The 15,957-nt window shown below is 64.1% G+C and carries 16 protein-coding genes and 2 pseudogenes; 16 read left to right on the forward strand and 2 right to left on the reverse strand.

The window, feature by feature from the left end; genetic code table 11:
- Positions 1 to 2: 2 nt before the first annotated feature.
- The 15 genes and pseudogenes from OIM94_RS19615 (at position 3) to OIM94_RS19685 (ending at position 12,945) form a co-directional block, all read left to right on the forward strand.
- Positions 3 to 3,248 (forward strand): efflux RND transporter permease subunit, encoded by a 3,246-nt coding sequence (locus OIM94_RS19615; RefSeq protein WP_264610253.1) that lies wholly within the window; start codon positions 3 to 5, stop codon positions 3,246 to 3,248.
- A gap of 53 nt (positions 3,249 to 3,301) precedes the next feature.
- Positions 3,302 to 3,790, forward strand: a complete 489-nt coding sequence (locus tag OIM94_RS19620; RefSeq protein WP_066721792.1) for a polyketide cyclase — start codon at positions 3,302 to 3,304, stop codon at positions 3,788 to 3,790.
- Positions 3,787 to 4,161: a hypothetical protein gene (locus OIM94_RS19625; protein ID WP_264610254.1), complete on the forward strand. Its 375-nt coding sequence runs from the start codon at positions 3,787 to 3,789 to the stop codon at positions 4,159 to 4,161. The genes OIM94_RS19620 and OIM94_RS19625 overlap by 4 nt, the downstream gene beginning before the upstream one ends.
- A gap of 45 nt (positions 4,162 to 4,206) precedes the next feature.
- Positions 4,207 to 4,548: a flagellar hook-basal body complex protein FliE gene (fliE, locus tag OIM94_RS19630; protein ID WP_264610255.1), complete on the forward strand. Its 342-nt coding sequence runs from the start codon at positions 4,207 to 4,209 to the stop codon at positions 4,546 to 4,548.
- A gap of 31 nt (positions 4,549 to 4,579) precedes the next feature.
- Positions 4,580 to 5,467 (forward strand): bestrophin family protein, encoded by an 888-nt coding sequence (locus OIM94_RS19635; protein ID WP_126002883.1) that lies wholly within the window; start codon positions 4,580 to 4,582, stop codon positions 5,465 to 5,467.
- Between the two features lie 5 nt (positions 5,468 to 5,472).
- A complete protein-coding gene (locus tag OIM94_RS19640) occupies positions 5,473 to 5,856 on the forward strand; it encodes a hypothetical protein (RefSeq protein ID WP_319801161.1) in 384 nt (127 codons plus the stop codon).
- A 3-nt stretch (positions 5,857 to 5,859) separates the two neighbouring features.
- Positions 5,860 to 6,546 (forward strand): ZIP family metal transporter, encoded by a 687-nt coding sequence (locus tag OIM94_RS19645; RefSeq protein ID WP_264610257.1) that lies wholly within the window; start codon positions 5,860 to 5,862, stop codon positions 6,544 to 6,546.
- Positions 6,543 to 7,151, forward strand: coding sequence for a cation transporter (locus OIM94_RS19650; RefSeq protein WP_004212885.1), 609 nt, complete (start codon positions 6,543 to 6,545; stop codon positions 7,149 to 7,151). The genes OIM94_RS19645 and OIM94_RS19650 overlap by 4 nt, the downstream gene beginning before the upstream one ends.
- The gene (locus OIM94_RS19655; RefSeq protein ID WP_126002881.1) at positions 7,148 to 9,649 is read left to right on the forward strand and encodes a heavy metal translocating P-type ATPase; all 2,502 of its coding nucleotides are present in this window, start codon (positions 7,148 to 7,150) and stop codon (positions 9,647 to 9,649) included. Before OIM94_RS19650 ends, OIM94_RS19655 begins: the two co-directional genes overlap by 4 nt.
- Positions 9,646 to 10,395 carry an HAD-IIB family hydrolase gene (locus OIM94_RS19660; RefSeq protein ID WP_066721786.1) on the forward strand — a complete coding sequence of 250 codons (750 nt, stop codon included), beginning with the start codon at positions 9,646 to 9,648 and terminating at the stop codon, positions 10,393 to 10,395. Before OIM94_RS19655 ends, OIM94_RS19660 begins: the two co-directional genes overlap by 4 nt.
- Positions 10,396 to 10,509: 114 nt before the next feature.
- Positions 10,510 to 10,965 carry an MgtC/SapB family protein gene (locus tag OIM94_RS19665; RefSeq protein WP_126002880.1) on the forward strand — a complete coding sequence of 152 codons (456 nt, stop codon included), beginning with the start codon at positions 10,510 to 10,512 and terminating at the stop codon, positions 10,963 to 10,965.
- A 98-nt stretch (positions 10,966 to 11,063) separates the two neighbouring features.
- Entirely contained in the window at positions 11,064 to 11,441 is a 378-nt protein-coding gene (locus OIM94_RS19670) for a hypothetical protein (RefSeq protein ID WP_019368200.1), read from the forward strand.
- 12 nt (positions 11,442 to 11,453) lie between these two features.
- A pseudogene (locus OIM94_RS19675) lies at positions 11,454 to 12,049 on the forward strand (DedA family protein).
- A 220-nt stretch (positions 12,050 to 12,269) separates the two neighbouring features.
- Positions 12,270 to 12,500 carry a hypothetical protein gene (locus OIM94_RS19680; RefSeq protein ID WP_241213668.1) on the forward strand — a complete coding sequence of 77 codons (231 nt, stop codon included), beginning with the start codon at positions 12,270 to 12,272 and terminating at the stop codon, positions 12,498 to 12,500.
- A 97-nt stretch (positions 12,501 to 12,597) separates the two neighbouring features.
- Positions 12,598 to 12,945, forward strand: coding sequence for a DUF305 domain-containing protein (locus OIM94_RS19685; RefSeq protein WP_084253402.1), 348 nt, complete (start codon positions 12,598 to 12,600; stop codon positions 12,943 to 12,945).
- A gap of 162 nt (positions 12,946 to 13,107) precedes the next feature.
- Here the strand turns inward: OIM94_RS19685 and OIM94_RS19690 are convergent.
- Positions 13,108 to 13,368: pseudogene (locus OIM94_RS19690) on the reverse strand (zincin-like metallopeptidase domain-containing protein); the annotation flags it as partial.
- A 312-nt stretch (positions 13,369 to 13,680) separates the two neighbouring features.
- Here OIM94_RS19690 and OIM94_RS20225 point away from each other — a divergent pair.
- Positions 13,681 to 13,956, forward strand: coding sequence for a DUF6894 family protein (locus OIM94_RS20225; protein WP_413716418.1), 276 nt, complete (start codon positions 13,681 to 13,683; stop codon positions 13,954 to 13,956).
- 508 nt (positions 13,957 to 14,464) lie between these two features.
- Here OIM94_RS20225 and OIM94_RS19695 read toward each other — a convergent pair.
- Positions 14,465 to 15,883, reverse strand: a complete 1,419-nt coding sequence (locus OIM94_RS19695) for an ISNCY family transposase (protein ID WP_126002919.1) — start codon at positions 15,881 to 15,883, stop codon at positions 14,465 to 14,467.
- Positions 15,884 to 15,957: the final 74 nt, after the last annotated feature.

The raw sequence follows: 15,957 nt of genomic DNA on the forward strand, positions 1-15,957 counted from the left end.
CCATGATCGCCCGCATCGTCACATGGGCGGTCGAGAAGCGCTGGCTTGTCCTGCTGCTCACCGCCATCGTCGCCGTCATTGGCGCATTTTCGCTTTACCGGCTGCCGATCGACGCAGTGCCGGACATCACCAACAACCAGGTGCAGATCAACGTCCGCGCACCCGCGCTCTCGCCCGAGCTGGTCGAGAAGCAGGTGTCGTTCCCGATCGAAACCGCGCTCGCCGGCACGCCCGGCATCGAATATACGCGCTCGCTGAGCCGTAATGGCTTCGCGCAGATCACTGCGGTCTTCTCCGACTCTACGGACATCTATTTCGCCCGCCAGCAGGTGGGCGAGCGTCTGCAGGGCGTGCAAGAGAACCTGCCCGATGGCGTGAACCCCGAAATGGGTCCGATCGCGACGGGCCTGGGCGAGGTGTACATGTACACCGTCCGGCTCGAGCATCGCGAGGACGACAAGCACAAGCCCGGTGAACCGGGCCAACAGCCCGATGGCAGTTACATCACGCCAGAGGGTGAGCGACTGACGACTGAAGAGGACAAGGCGACCTACCTGCGCACCGCGCAGGACTGGATCGTCACGCCGCTTCTGAAGAACACACCGGGCCTCGCCGGCGTCGACTCGATTGGCGGGTACGCCAAGCAGTTCCTCGTCGTGCCCGATGTGCAGAAGCTGGCCTCGCTCGGCATCACGCTGACGGACCTGGGCAATGCGCTGGAGCGCAACAACACCAGCGTCGGCGGCGGCTTCGTCAATCGCAATGGCGAAGGTCTGGCTGTCCGCTCGGATGCGCTCGTGCGCAATGCCGGCGAGTTGGCCAGGACCGTGATCGCGACACGTAACGGCGTGCCGATCACGGTCGAACAAGTCGCGACCGTGAAGACGGGTCAGGCGATCCGCATGGGTTCGGCCTCGGAGAACGGCACGGAAGTCGTTGTCGGCACCGCGATCATGCGGATCGGCGAGAACAGCCGCGTCGTGTCCACGGCGGTCGCCGAGAAGCTGAAGTCGATCAACGCCTCGCTGCCACCCGACGTCGTGGTTCAGCCGGTGCTCAACCGCACCGAGCTGGTCAACTCGACGATCAAGACGGTCGCCAAGAACCTGTCGGAAGGCGCGGTGCTGGTCATCGTCGTGCTCTTCCTGCTGCTCGGCAATTTCCGCGCGGCGTTGATCGCGGCGCTGGTCATCCCGATCACCATGATGCTGACCGGCTTCGGGATGCTGCGTGCCGGCGTCTCGGCCAATCTGATGAGCCTCGGTGCGCTCGACTTCGGTCTGATCGTCGACGGCGCTGTCATCATCGTGGAGAACGCGCTGAGACGGCTTGCCGAGCAACAGCATCATGAAGGCCGCTTGCTGAGCGTAAGGGAACGGCTCGCGACCGTGGCGGCCGCCGCGCGCGAGATGATCCGTCCCTCGGTATACGGGCAGGCGATCATCGTCCTTGTCTACGTGCCGCTGCTCACGCTGACCGGCGTGGAGGGCAAGACGTTCGTGCCGATGGCGCTCACCGTCATCATCGCGCTCGCCTTCGCTTTCATCCTCTCGATCACCTTCGTGCCGGCCATGATCGCGATCTGGCTGTCGAAGAAGGTTGAGGAGAAGGACGGCCGCATCATCACGTGGCTGAAGAAGCGCTACGAGCCCGGTCTTGACCGGGCCATGAAGCGCCCGACCCTGACGATCGGCGCGGGTGTCGCGAGCCTTGTCGTGGCGGCGCTCGCCTTCACGACGCTCGGCTCGGTGTTCCTGCCGCAGCTCGATGAAGGCGATCTGCTGATCCAGTCGCTGCGCATCCCCGCCACGTCGGTCCAGCAAAGTCAGGCGATGCAGGTGCCGATCGAACGGATGATGTCGAAGCAGCCGGAGGTGGCGTTCGTCTATTCCAAGACGGGCACGGCGGAACTCGCTTCCGACCCGATGCCGCCGAACGCGACCGACATGTTCGTCATCCTGAAGCCGCGCAAGGATTGGCCGGATCCTGAGCTTCCCAAGGAGGAGCTGGTAAGCCGGATCGAGGGAAATCTCGCGAAGATCCCGGGCAACGCCTATGAGATCACCCAGCCCATCCAGATGCGCTTCAACGAGCTGATCGCCGGCGTGCGCGGCGACATCGCGGTGAAGGTGTTCGGGGACGACTTCAACACGATGAACCGGACGGCCGAGCAAATCGCCGCCGTACTGCGCAAAACGCAGGGCGCGGCGGACGTGAAGGTCGAGCAAACGACGGGCCTGCCCATGCTCGACATTCGCGTCAATCGTGACGCGATGGCGCGCCTGGGCGTCACCGCGCAGGATGTGCAGGATACCGTCACCGCGACAATCGGCGGACGCACCTCGGGCCAGATTTTCGAGGGCGACCGCCGCTTCCCGGTGGTGATCCGGATGTCGGAGGCGCAGCGCGCCGACATCGGCCTGCTCCAGCAGGTGCAGGTGCCGGTGGCAGGCGGCGGCTATGTGCCGCTGTCCAGTGTCGCTGACATCAAGGTCGTCGACGGTCCCAATCAGATCAGCCGCGAAAACGGGAAGCGGCGCGTGGTGGTGCAAGCCAACGTGCGTGGTCGCGACGTCGGTAGCGTCGTTGCAGACGCGCAGGCGGCGATCGGCAGCCAGGTCCGGCTGCCTGCCGGTGCCTATCTCGAATGGGGCGGTCAGTTCGAGAACCTGCAATCGGCGAGCGAGCGGCTGAAGCTGGTCATTCCGGCCTGCTTCATCCTGATCCTGTTGCTGCTTTATGGCGCATTGGGATCGGTCCGCGATGCCGCGATCGTCTTCACCGGCGTGCCATTCGCGCTGGTGGGCGGCGTTCTGCTGCTCTTCCTGCGCGGCATGGACTTTTCGATCTCGGCGGCGGTGGGCTTCATCGCCCTGTCGGGCATCGCGGTCCTCAACGGCCTCGTCATGGTCAGCTCAATCCAGGATCTGATCCGGTCGGGGCTATCGCGCGAGGAGGCGGCCCATGTCGGCGCAATGCAGCGTCTGCGGCCAGTCGTCATGACCGCGCTCGTCGCAAGCCTCGGCTTCGTGCCGATGGCGCTTGGCGAGGGGGCGGGCGCGGAGGTGCAGAAGCCATTGGCGACCGTCGTCATCGGCGGCCTGATCTCGGCGACGCTGCTGACGCTGTTCGTGCTGCCGACGCTCTACACCCGGTTCGGGCAGAAAGTGATCGAGAAGCCCGAGCACTACAATGAGGAGCATGAAGGGGACGACCACGGTCAGACCTTCGTGAACAACTTGGCCTGATGGGTGCGCGGGGCGATCCGCGATCGCCCCGCTCATCTCTGGGAGATGGGGATATGCCTCGCACCAAAACCAGCTCAATGCTTCACGGCGGGCCACTGCGGATCTGGTCGGCGATCACCGATCCGGATCATCGTCGGGCTTGGAGTCCGCTCGTATTCCTCGACAACCCGTGCCAGCTTGGCGAAACGGAATGTACCTTCGCGATCCAGGGCATCACCCGGCCAATTCGGACGCCGGCCCGGGTCGATCAATTCGATAAGCCGCGCGCCTTCGCTTGGTCCTGCGGCATCCCTTATCTGTTCACGCTCGAAGAACGGTACGAGCTGGCAGGGGACGATGGTGGCACTAGGCTAACACATAGCTGCAGGCTGGGCGGGGCGCTGTCTCTGCCGTTCGCGGCGATGATGTTGCGTCGTCTGCGGTCCCTGATGATCGAGGCTGACGATCGCCTCGCAACCTATCTGCGCTGGCGGGTGGGTCAGCCTGCCCGTGGGATCAATCGTCAGCACGTCCCCTCCCGCTACAGGAGGAAGGCGCGATGATGCCGTTGAAGCGGGTACTGCCCGCCCTCATCCTCGTTGTCGGGCTGGCGGCTTGCACGGAAAGCAAGCCGCCAGCCCCGCCAACGGAGCAGCAAATCCATTCGTCCGACAGCGCCGTGGCGACCGGGGAAATGGGGCGCCATCCCTATCGCTGTTCCGACGGGGAACCGCTGTTCGTCGACTACAAGGACAACGGCCTGCAGATCGATTTTCGGCGCTCCAGCAGCGCCGTGCCCATGACGCTGACCGCGCCAGCGCAGAGCCTCCAATATGTCGGCGAGACAGCCACCGCGACCTTCAAGGGGTCGCAGCTCACCGTCGTGGAAGGCGAGGGCCGCACCCGAATCTGCGAACGGGAGGGCACCCGATGAACCGTCCTGTCTTCCGACACGTCGCACTGGAACGGGAGAGAAACGATGTCTGACACGTCGATCTCGAATGTGATGGTCATTCGGGCAGAAGTGATCGCGCGAAGCCGCGCTTTGCGTAAGGCGCAGCCGACGGCACCGCCCGGCGTGACGCCGACCGCTCCGGCGTCGAACTTCGCCGACACCCTCAATGCCGTGGTCGCGAAGGTCAACGAGACCCAAGAGCAAGAGGATGTCGTCACCGAAGCATATGAGCGTGGCGAAACCACCGACATTGCAACCGTCGCGCTCATCCAGAGCCGCGCATCCATTACTTTCGAGGCGACCCTGCAAGTCCGGAACAAGCTGCTGTCCGCTCATCGGGACATCATGAACATGCCGATCGGATGACGATCACTAAGAGATTTAGGGCGTAATTGATATGATAGTCGGCGCGAGGCCACGTTTTAGGCAGATCATTATCGAGGTTTGGAAGCCTCTCACGATCCTGTTCGTGTGGGACGTGGCGGTGACGGCATTCCACATGATGACCCCGATCAAGGAACCGCCTTTGCCGACGGCGCTGTTCGGCACTGCCATCGCGCTCTTCATGGGGTTTCGGACCAACGCAGCTTATGCGCGCTGGTGGGAAGCGCGAACCCTTTGGGGCACGCTCATCAATGCGTCGCGCAGCCTGGCCAGGATCACACGCAGCCTGACCAAGGGGGAACCCGAGGGCAGTGAGACGCGGCACAACATCATCCTGCGGCAGATCGCCTTCGCGCACTCGATGCGCTGCCAGCTTCGCCGACAGTCGCCCTATGAAGACATTGCCCGGATCGCCGGAACGGACGTCGCCGATATGGCGGTCGCTCGCCTGAACCCTGCCAACGCGCTCTTGGAGGACGTATCGGGCATTTACGCCGACGCGCTCGCGGAAGGTCGGATCACCGAGATCCAGCAGGCAACTGTGGAGCGCGTCCTGATCGACATCGCCAATGCGCAGGGTGGCATGGAGCGGATCAAGAATACGCCGCTGCCCAATGGCTTTCGGTTCTTCCCGAACCTCTTCACGCGCGTGTTCTGCGTGCTGCTTCCGATCGCGCTGGTCGAATCCCTGGGCCTTGCCACGCCGATCGGATCGACGCTGATCGGACTCGTCTTCCTCGCGGTGCTGAGCATAGGCGAGGATCTGACCGATCCGTTCGCCAATAGCGTCCACGATGTCCCACTCACGGCCATGTGCCGCACGATCGAGATCGACCTTCTTCAGACGGCGGGACTACCGGCCCCTGAGCCGCTGACGCCCGATCACGGCGTGCTGTGGTGAGGGCGGTGCGCGCCTTGCGGCACCTGCCTGGCCTGACAGCCGCGCGCATCGGCGCCGTTCTGTTCGCGGGTATGGTCGTAGGGGCGTGCAATCCCGCTCCAAGCGAACCGGCCGAGCCGGCGCATGAAAAGCATCTGACGCCTCGATTGATCGCGCAGCGCATCATGTATTGCGACGATGGATCGCGCGCCGATGTCGACTTCATCGACGACGGCCTGAAGATGGCTGTCACCTGGCTGCCCAAAGGCAGAACCGAGATCCTGCACGCGCAACGGACCGGCGAAGAATTTCGCGGCGACCAGTCGCGGGCAGTCGTGGCGGGCGGGTCGATCGCCTTCACGCAGCGCGGGAAGATCCACGTCTGTCATCGAACACCGGAGGAATCATAGGATATGCAGGCATTGCTCTACACGCTTGCGCCTGTGTTGGCGGTCGTGCTCGGCGCGATCATCGCGAGCCGCACCAAGTTAAATCCTGGCCTCGTGGCGGGGCTACAGCATCTTGCTGCCGGCGTCGTGTTCGCGGCGGCAGCGACCGAAATCCTGCCGCAGGTCAAGCATGAGGCATCGCCCAGCGCGACGTTGATCGGCGGGGCGGCGGGCGTCGCGACCATGCTGGGGCTCAAGGCTCTTGAGGCCCGCTTCAAGGGGCCGATGGCGCTACTCGCCGCGATCGGCATCGACATTCTGGTCGACGGCCTGGTGCTCGGCCTCGCTTTCGTGGCGGGCGAGAAGGCAGGTCTCCTGCTGACGATCGCGCTCACTCTGGAAGTGTTATTTCTGGGACTGACGCTGACCGACGAGCTGGCGGAAACCTATCGCTCGCGCTTGCGCATCATCGTGATCGTCTCGGCATTGGCCCTGCTGCTGCCGATCGGCGCGCTCGCTGCCGTGCCGGTCGCCGCGCTGTCGCCGGTGATGATCGCCGGCTTCCTCAGCTTCGGGCTGATGGCGCTGCTCTACCTCGTCACGGAGGAGTTGCTGGTCGAGGCGCACGAGAAACCCGACACCCCGCTCATCAGCTCGATGTTTTTCGTCGGCTTCCTGGCCCTGCTGACACTTGAGGAGATGATGGGATGATCCCGGGCAACGACAACAATGGCGGGCAGGAGCGCCGCACACTGTGGATCGTCCTGCTGCTGAACGCGGCGATCGCTGCGGGCTTCTTCGTTTCCGGCTTCTTCGCGGACTCGAGCGCGCTGATCGCCAACGGCGTCGACAACCTGTCCGATACGGCTGTGTATGCGCTGAGCCTTGTGGCGCTCACCCGGGGCCAGACATGGAAGACACGCGCCGCGGTCGCTTCGGGCGTCATGCTGCTGATCTTCGCGGGCGGCATCTTGATCGATGTCGGACGGCGCTACGTGCAGGGCAGCGAGCCCATCGGACCTACCATGATGGTCATGTCCGCGATCGCCGGCGTCGTGAATTACCTCTGCCTGCGGCTGCTCCAGCGCCTCAAGGATCCGGACGTCAATCTCCGGGCCGCAACCACCTTCAGCTTCAACGACTTCATTTCCAACGGCGGCATCCTGATCGCCGGCGTGCTGGTGCTGTGGTTGGGTACCAATTGGCCGGACCTGCTGGTCGGCTTCGCCACCGCCATCATCGCCATCAAGGGCGGTGTCGAAATCCTGCGCGACGCGCGCGCCGAAACCAAGAAAAGCGAAAGGAGGTCGTCATGAACGACAAGCTCGAACTCGATATTCCAGTATTGTTGCCGGACCTTCCTGACGCGGCCGACGCTTGCCTGGACCGTCTCGTATCAACCCTGTCGAAGCGCGAAGGCGTCGACCGGGCGCATGTGATCTGCCTCGACGGCGACACGCCGGCGGCCCTGTGCATCCATTTCGACGCCGCCAAGCTGCCGCTGCCGCGATTGCGTGAAATGGTGCGGGCCGCAGGTGCCGAAATCACTGAACGCTACGGTCATGCGATCTGGCAGGTGACAGGGATCAGTCACGAACGGCGGGCGCGCACGGTCAGCGATGCGCTATGCGCGTTGCCCGGGGTGGTACAGGCAAGCGCCAGCACCAGCGGGTCGGTCCGGGTCGAATATGATCGCCGAGAGACCACAGAAGAGGAAGTGCGCGCTGCTCTTCGCAAGCTGCAGGTGAGGGTTGGCAAGCGGGTCGCCGCCGATGACCATGCCGGCCACGACCACGGCCCCGGGGGCCACGACGCAGGCGAAGAGAAGCACGGCCCCGGCGATGGTCACGACCATAGCCACGCCGAATTTCTCGGCCCCAATACCGAGCTGATCTTCGCGCTTGCCTGCGGCGCGCTGCTGGGAATCGGCTATGCGATCGAGAGGCTGGTTGCCGGCGCACCGGAGTGGCTGCCCACGGCCTGCTATGTCGCAGCCTATTTCTTCGGCGGGTTCTTCACGCTGCGCGAGGCGATCGACAACCTTCGGATGAAGAAGTTCGAGATCGACACGCTGATGTTGGTCGCTGCCGCCGGCGCCGCTGCGCTGGGCGCATGGGCCGAAGGCGCGCTGCTGCTATTCCTTTTCAGCCTTGGCCATGCGCTTGAGCATTACGCGATGGGACGCGCCAAGAAGGCGATCGAGGCGCTGGCGAAGCTCGCGCCCGAAACCGCGACCGTGCGACGCGACGGCCAGACCAGCGAAATCCCGGTCGAGCAAATGGTCGTTGGGGACGTTGCCATCGTCCGCCCGAACGAGCGCCTGCCTGCTGACGGCTTCGTCATCAAGGGCAACAGCGCAATCAACCAGGCCCCGGTGACGGGTGAAAGCATCCCGGTCGACAAGGTGCCGGTCGCCGATGCCGCCGCGGCGCGGGCAAAGCCTGATGCAGTGGACGCGGAGAGCCGGGTTTTTGCCGGTACGATCAACGGTGGCGGCGCGATCGAGATCGAGGTGACACGCCGCTCCAATGAAAGCGCGCTCGCCAAGGTCGTGAAGATGGTGAGCGAAGCGGAGACGCAGAAGTCGCCGACGCAGCGCTTCACCGATCGGTTTGAGCGGATCTTCGTGCCTGCTGTCCTGATCCTGTCGGTGCTCCTGCTTTTCGCATGGGTGGTCGTCGACGAGCCGTTCCGCGACAGCTTCTATCGCGCGATGGCTGTACTGGTGGCGGCAAGCCCGTGCGCGCTCGCCATCGCAACGCCGAGCGCTGTCCTGTCTGGCGTTGCCCGTGCAGCGCGGGGCGGCGTGCTCGTGAAGGGCGGTGCACCGCTCGAAAACCTCGGGTCGCTCAAGGCGATCGCTTTCGACAAGACGGGCACGCTGACCGAAGGTCGTCCGCGCATCACCGATGTCGTGCCCGTCGATGGCGCCGACGAAGGCGAGCTGCTGGCGCTGGCCGTCGCTGTCGAAGCGTTGAGCGACCATCCTCTGGCCCAAGCGATCGTCAAGGACGGCCGCGAACGACTGAACGATCGTGCCGTGCCGACTGCCGGCGACCTCAAGAGCCTGACCGGTCGGGGCGTCACCGCGAGCGTGGATGGCGAGACGGTCTGGATCGGCAAGGCCGAGATGTTCGGGAGTGAGGGCATTCCGGCGCTGGGGCAGGGAGCGCAGAACGCGATCGCGAAACTGCGCGAGAACGGTCGCACGACGATGGTGGTCCGCAAGGGGGACCGCGACCTGGGCGCGATCGGCCTAATGGACACGCCCCGCGAAGCGGCAAAGACCGCGCTGCGCCGGCTGCAAGAGATGGGCGTGTCGCGGATGATAATGATCTCTGGCGACCACCAGAAAGTCGCCGAAGCGATCGCCAACGATGTCGGGATCGACGAGGCGTGGGGCGACCTCATGCCCGAAGACAAGGTTGCGGCGATCAAGAAACTCGCCGGCGAAGACAAGGTCGCAATGGTGGGTGACGGCGTGAACGATGCCCCGGCGATGGCAAGCGCCACGGTCGGCATCGCGATGGGCGCGGCGGGGTCGGACGTTGCGCTGGAGACAGCCGACGTCGCCCTGATGGCTGACGATCTGGCGCACTTGCCATTCGCGGTGGGCCTAAGCCGGCATACGCGTGGAATCATCCGGCAGAACGTCTTCGTTAGCCTGGGTGTCGTCGCCTTCCTCGTTCCTGCCACCATCCTTGGCCTCGGTATTGGGCCAGCGGTGGCGGTTCATGAAGGATCAACGCTGCTTGTTGTCATCAATGCGCTCAGGCTGCTCGCCTACCGCGATCCGGCGGGGAAGGCAGCATGAAGTGGATGATCGCCTTCGACCTCGACGGCACGCTTGCCGAGAGCAAGCGGCCGCTATCGGAAGATATGGCCGCAACCCTCGCCCGATTGCTCGCCGTCACGGATGTGGCGGTGATCTCGGGCGGGGACTGGCCGCAGTTCGAAAAGCAGGTCGCCTCGCGTCTTCCTGCCGGCGCCGCGCTTGACCGTCTCTGGTTGATGCCGACCACAGGCACAAAACTCTATCGGTTCATCAATGGCGCTTGGCGCGCAGTCTATACCGAGCTGTTCGACGATGCAGAGAAGGCGACGATCCGCGCGGCCTTCGATCAGGCCCTGACCGATGCCGGCCTCGCCGACGAACGTATCTGGGGCGAACGGATTGAGGACCGGGGCAGCCAGATTACCTTTTCGGGGCTGGGGCAGGCAGCGCCGCTAAAGGAAAAGGAAGCGTGGGATCCTGACCGAAAGAAGCGGACCGCGTTGCAGGCCACGTTGCGCGCGACGCTGCCGGACCTCTCGATCAATCTAGGTGGCACGACATCGATCGACGTGACCAGGGCAGGGGTGGACAAGGGCTATGGCCTGAAGCGCTTGAGTGCTGAAAGCGGCGTCCCGCTCGACGGGATGCTGTTCATCGGCGATGCGATCTTCCCCGGTGGGAATGACTATCCCGCCGCTGAAATTGGCCTCGATACGGTGAGAGTGCGCGACGTTGCGGAAACCACCGCCGTCGTGACTGCCATCATCGCATGTCTGCACCGGTAGGGATCGCCGATGTTCGCGATCCCCGCCTTGGGCCTGAACGTCTGTGGGACTCTCGGCCCGACCTTACCCCTTTACCTCCGATCTGGAGCAATCGCGTAGAACAGGCAGGCCAGCATGTTTCAAAGCTCGTGGTGGGAGATAACCACCCATATCATCAGTCTCGCCGTCGCCTACGCGCTCGCCCTTCCTGTTGGCTGGGATCGCGAGAAGGACGCCCGCAGCGCAGGCATCCGTACATTCCCATTGGTTGCCATCGCCAGTTGCGGCTTCGTGCTGGTGGGCATTGCGATCCTCGGCCGCACGTCTCCAGCGCAAGCCAGGTTGCTCGAAGGTCTGATTACGGGTGTCGGCTTCATCGGGGGCGGCGCGATTCTGAAGAAGGGCGACAAGACGTCAGGCACAGCGACGGCGGCCAGTCTGTGGGCGACTGGCGCGCTCGGCGCGGCCGTGGGCTACGGCCTATACGACATCGCCTTCATCCTGAGCGCTACCACCTTCCTCACCCTGCGCTGCTCTCGTCCGCTCAAGCGCGCCACCAATGGCGACGTCGGCAGCTCGGCGAGCCGATGACGAGCCCTTGGGCGAGCCGATGGATGCGGCCTGTGCGATCCCTTACCCGGCGCTGGGCACCGGCAAGGACCATCGCGGCGCGTGACCGCCAACATCGCTTGCTGCGCTGGGCGACGCTGCTGGAGCGCAATCCCCACCAGATCATCGGCCTGCTGTCCCCTTCGTGGGCGGGCGGCGACGCGCGCGGCACGATGGTCGATCGGCCGAGCGCGATCGATGTCGCATGGAGCGACGTGGTGCTGCGGGTGATGGGGTTGGCGGGACGATCGCGCGGTGAAGCAAAATCGTTCTTCGGGTTGTCGGATGCCGAGCTGGATCGGATTGCCGCAGGTTCGTGGCGGTGTCCGGTTCGACCCGCTTGGCAGGTCGCCGTGCGGATCAGGAACGTCGAATGTCCGCGCCTGGAAAATCGGATCGTTGGGTCCGTCGTCGCCCTCCTGCTCGTGATTTGCGCGATCTCCTATTGGATCTTCTGACGAGGCTGGCTTGTGTTCGACATTATAACATCGATCCTCGCGTCACTCGGCGGCTTTGGCGTCTTCCTGTTGATGCTGGCGGAGAACGTCTTTCCCCCGATCCCGTCGGAAGTGATCCTGCCACTTGCCGGCTACACCGCTGCGCAGGGGCGCGGCTCGCTGTGGGTGGTGGCAATCGCCGGCACCCTCGGATCGGCTGCAGGGGCAGTGCTGTGGTACTATGTCGGCCGCTGGATCGGCATCGATCGATTGAAGCGCTTTGCTTCCCGCCACGGCCGATGGCTGACGTTGACGCCCGGCGAGGTCGATCATGTCGACCGCTGGTTCGACCGCTACGGTCGTTGGGCGGTTCTGTTCGGGCGCATGGTCCCGGGAGTCCGGACCCTGATTTCGGTGCCCGCAGGGGTCAGCGGGATGCCCCTTGGTCCATTCTTGGTCTCGACGCTCACCGGCTCGGCCATATGGACCGTTATCCTCGTGCTGGCGGGCTATGAGCTGGGCGAACGCTATAGCTCATCGAGCCGGTCAGCAACGCCGTGCTCGCGCTGGCCGTCATCTGGTATCTTTGGCGGGTCGCGACTTTCGGGCGATCAAGGGGTGGCCATTGATGGCTGACCTGCTGCCCGCCTTTCCTGCCGGCCTTTGGCTCATGGCGGCTTCGATGCTTGTCCGGATCACACGCTTCGCTCGTGCCTTTAGCCTGATCTCGCCAGCCAGCGCGATCGTTCTCATCAAGTGGGTTGGATGGCTTCACCGCAGCGGATTTCACGCATGGCGTCGCAACGGAGGGAAGTGGCGTTGGGCCGGAATATGGAGAGGATCGACATAATGGGGAACAGCAAGCAGCAGGCGATCATCGCCGTTGTCGCGACAATCGTTCTGTCCGGATGCGGGCTGATTAAACCACGCGACGCCGGCTATTTCCGCTTCCACGCGGAAGAGGCGAGACTGGTCGTCACACGCTGCGAGCGGGGCCAAGAGACCGGCAGCGACTGCGAGGCCGCGGCGCAGGCCGTGGCCGAGCTCGACGCGGCGGCGGGGCGGCAGTCCGGACGCTGAAGCGAGCCACCTTCGCCCGCCCCATGAACCGAATCACTATCACTGGAGAAGAATCGTAATGATCGGAAGCAACAGGCCGTTCGCGCTGATGCTGGCAATGACCGCTGTCTTAACCCCGCTTTCCGCGAAGGCACAGCATACCCAGCATGGGTCAACTGGTGCCGTGTCAGGCTCGCGAAACGAGCCGCCCGCTACGCGGGCCTACCGGGCCGCAAATGCCAAGATGCATGGCGATATGGACGTAGCCTTCACGGGTGATGCCGACGCCGATTTTATGCGCGCGATGATTCCCCATCATGAAGGCGCTATCGCGATGGCTGAAATCGAATTGAAGTATGGCCGAGATCCCGCCGTGCGCCGCCTCGCGGCCGCAGTGGTGGCAACCCAAAGGCGCGAGATCGCCGAAATGCGGACCTGGCTTGCACGTCGGCAACCCCGAAAGTAGCGGCTGATTGAAATGGTGGCGCTCACCGCCGTCAATGATGGCGACGGTCGTGATTTTGGGATCATAGGCCAGTCGCGCCGCCGCGTCCAGTTCAGGGGCCGTCTCAACGGCCATGCGGCTCAAGAGCCAGTCGGACGCGTCCTGGGCTAGGCGGGCGGCGGTGAAGATGCACCGCTTGTCGTTGCGCAGGGCCTGTAGCCAACTCGCCAGATAGGCGGCGTGGTCTTCACGGTCGTGAAGCTTGATGCCGATGGTCGCGCTGACGAACGCCGCCCCTAGCTCGGCAACCAATTCCTCTCGGGCGTAGTCCTCGCGCTTCGTGGAAATGAGAGAGGGACGGGCAAGTCGGTCAACATGTCCCGTCGCGTGGCAAAGTTCGTGCTGAGCTTTCCATTCGAAGTGCGAAAACGGCTGTAGCAGCAGGGGCTGCGTGGAGCCATCCTCCTAGCGCAGCGCTGCCCCTGCTGGTGCCCCACACTCCCGGCTCCTGTCCCCGGACCCGCTGCGCATGCAGCGGGCTCGGTTACGCCGCCTCAGCCGCTGATGCTCGTGCTATCGGGTAGGGCTTCGATGGCAGCTTCGGCAGAGAAAGCGGACCGGCAGCTCGCGCCCAAAAGCGGCCGCTCTTATCCATGTTGGTGCTGCGATCAGCTGTGGTCACTAAGGAACAACAATCGCTTGGCCGATTCCATGGCGCGTAAGCGACTGAGAGACTAGCGCTCCCGCCGCAGCAGGATGGTCGAATTGCGATACCACTTTCATGTTCGCAGCGGGTCGTATTCACGAGATGAGCAGGGCACTCATTTTGCCACGCCACTTGCAGCTCTGCGGGAGGGAATCGAAACTGCTGGCGCGCTGATCAAGGACGATTTCGTCAGCCTTTCGGATGGCGCAGAGTGGGTCATGACGATCACTGATGCTGCAGGGCTGGCACTGTTTGAGCTTCAATTCGTGAGCAGGATTAGGCCCGCAGCGGCGCATAATCGGGGCTGTGCTAACGACCGGCTATAGCGGCAGCTTTCCACCAATCTCGGCCATTCAGGCGAGCGGTCGTGTCAAAAGCCGCCATTCGCTGCTCGCCCCAGGGAAACGTCCGCTTTCAGCTCGAACCCTCCCGGCGACGGCCGAGATTGGGTGGTTAGCTGCCGTACGCGTGTTATCACGTCCTATGCTGACAAAACTCTTCCTGGCCCTGATCGCGACGGTCACCGTTGCGGGGACTCACTCCGGCGAACGTCGGCAGTCTATCCCCTCGTCAGACGAGGCGAAGAGTCGCTCCTCCGTCTCGGCTGCGACGCACGCGTGCAAGCATCTGAAAAAAATCGATAAACGCTCTACAGCTCCTCGGGTTGGCATTTCGGCCTACGAGGCATGCCTTGGGCAAAAAGCAAACCTGACACGTCCAGCAAACCCCCAGTTATGCACTCTTGCCAAGAGCGTCATGTCTACAGAGGGCATCTGCATACTTGGGGAGTGATGTCCGCAACTGGGCGGGAGCGGACCGGCAGCTTTTCCATCATCAGCGGACAGTTTGCTTTTCCCCGGCGGCGGTGTCCAGCTGACGCTTAACGCGGGGGAGGGGCGGTCTTCCCCGTCGCTTTGGGGGCTCGTTCCCCAATCGACAGTCATCCAGAGCCACGCGCGGCGTAGCGAAAACGCCCACCGACTGTGAGCTGCGAGCTGGCGCATTGTTGTTCCGCTGCCGGTGGTGCGGGTTGGCGCTTTGCAAGGCCTGCGCCATGGCAAGGGCTGCGCCAAGCCGCTTGTTCTCGACGATCTCGGCTTGGTTGACCCGCTGCATCTTGTCGTAGACGCGGTAGGGCAGTGCCACTTCGCCGTGCCGCACCTCGATGCGGCCATCGGGATACTCGCAGACATGAACGCGCTTTCGGGCCAGCGTCCGCGCCAGGGGCGTCGGCTCCAGGATGAACATCGCCTTGTTGTAGTGGAGCGCCAGAGCGCCGGTGACAGAGCGCTCGACGCGCCAGACCATCTCGGCTTCCACGTTCTCGTGCGGGGCGAGCGGCCGATGCGCGTCCCGAGGATCCGCAGGCGGGCAGGCGAACTGAGCATTGTGGCGCAGGAGGTAAGAGGGGAGAAAGGTGTTGGCCTCTTCGATGGAGGAGATGCCTTCAAGCCGCATCGCTTTCACGAGGCGGTTCTGGAGCGTGCTGTTCGCCCGCTCGACCCGCCCCTTGGCCTGCGGCGAGTTGGCGCAGATGATCTCGACGCCGAGCTTGTCGAGCGCACGGCCCAGGTGCGACATGCCGTCGCTGTCGGCAGTCGCGCGGTTGTTCCGAAAGGCGCTGTGCTTGTCCGAATAGAAGGCGATCGGCTTGCCGTGGCGCTCGAGATAGGTCCGGGTCGCCTGCAGGTAGGAGAGGGCGCTCTCGCTTTCCGCCATCTCGAGGTGCATCAGCTCGCTCGTGGCATCGTCGATATAGACCAGCAGGCTGCAGCGTGGCCCGCGACCCTCGAACCAGTCATGATCCGAACCATCGACCTGGATGAGCTCGCCCCGGCGCTCGCGCCGGTTGCGGGTTTGGTGGAGCCTGGCGCGCTTGGCGGCCTTGGCTTTCCACAGGCCCGCGCCGATCATCAGCTGCCGCAGCGTCTCGTGCGACAGCGTGATGCCGTGGCGCTCGGCGAGATACTCGGCCGCCAGCGTTGGGCCGAAATCGGCGTAGCGCTCGCGGACGATGCCGAGGATCTGCTTCCGGTAGGTTTCGCTCAACCGGCGATTGCTCGGCCGACCGCGCTTCCGGGATATCAGGCCAGCGGCGCCGTCAGTGCGGAACCTGTCGAGCAGCCGATACACTTGGCGCCGGCATAGCCTGAGCAGCTCGCCAGCCTCGCTTGCGGTGATCTCGCCGCGCTCAACCCGCTGCAGCGTTTCGTACCGTGACAACTCGCTCCGGCTCATCGCGACCACCGTCATCAGCGTGCCCCCAATTGCTCGGGCGGCATGCCACTCGGAAGGCGCCGACCAGAGATTGTGACATCTCTATCTGG

Source organism: Sphingomonas sp. R1 (assembly GCF_025960285.1).
Taxonomy (GTDB): domain Bacteria; phylum Pseudomonadota; class Alphaproteobacteria; order Sphingomonadales; family Sphingomonadaceae; genus Sphingomonas.

Bases quoted from the DNA above. Each gene is read 5' to 3' on its own strand.
- OIM94_RS19680 (WP_241213668.1), top strand. From the start codon at position 12,270: ATGGGGAACAGCAAGCAGCAGGCGATCATCGCCGTTGTCGCGACAATC.
- OIM94_RS19620 (WP_066721792.1), top strand. From the start codon at position 3,302: ATGCCTCGCACCAAAACCAGCTCAATGCTTCACGGCGGGCCACTGCGG.
- OIM94_RS19645 (WP_264610257.1), top strand. From the start codon at position 5,860: ATGCAGGCATTGCTCTACACGCTTGCGCCTGTGTTGGCGGTCGTGCTC.
- OIM94_RS19635 (WP_126002883.1), top strand. From the start codon at position 4,580: ATGATAGTCGGCGCGAGGCCACGTTTTAGGCAGATCATTATCGAGGTT.
- OIM94_RS19660 (WP_066721786.1), top strand. From the start codon at position 9,646: ATGAAGTGGATGATCGCCTTCGACCTCGACGGCACGCTTGCCGAGAGC.
- OIM94_RS19650 (WP_004212885.1), top strand. From the start codon at position 6,543: ATGATCCCGGGCAACGACAACAATGGCGGGCAGGAGCGCCGCACACTG.
- OIM94_RS19685 (WP_084253402.1), top strand. From the start codon at position 12,598: ATGACCGCTGTCTTAACCCCGCTTTCCGCGAAGGCACAGCATACCCAG.
- OIM94_RS19625 (WP_264610254.1), top strand. From the start codon at position 3,787: ATGATGCCGTTGAAGCGGGTACTGCCCGCCCTCATCCTCGTTGTCGGG.
- OIM94_RS19655 (WP_126002881.1), top strand. From the start codon at position 7,148: ATGAACGACAAGCTCGAACTCGATATTCCAGTATTGTTGCCGGACCTT.
- OIM94_RS19695 (WP_126002919.1), bottom strand. From the start codon at position 15,883: ATGACGGTGGTCGCGATGAGCCGGAGCGAGTTGTCACGGTACGAAACG.
- fliE (WP_264610255.1), top strand. From the start codon at position 4,207: ATGTCTGACACGTCGATCTCGAATGTGATGGTCATTCGGGCAGAAGTG.
- OIM94_RS20225 (WP_413716418.1), top strand. From the start codon at position 13,681: ATGGTCGAATTGCGATACCACTTTCATGTTCGCAGCGGGTCGTATTCA.
- OIM94_RS19615 (WP_264610253.1), top strand. From the start codon at position 3: ATGATCGCCCGCATCGTCACATGGGCGGTCGAGAAGCGCTGGCTTGTC.
- OIM94_RS19665 (WP_126002880.1), top strand. From the start codon at position 10,510: ATGTTTCAAAGCTCGTGGTGGGAGATAACCACCCATATCATCAGTCTC.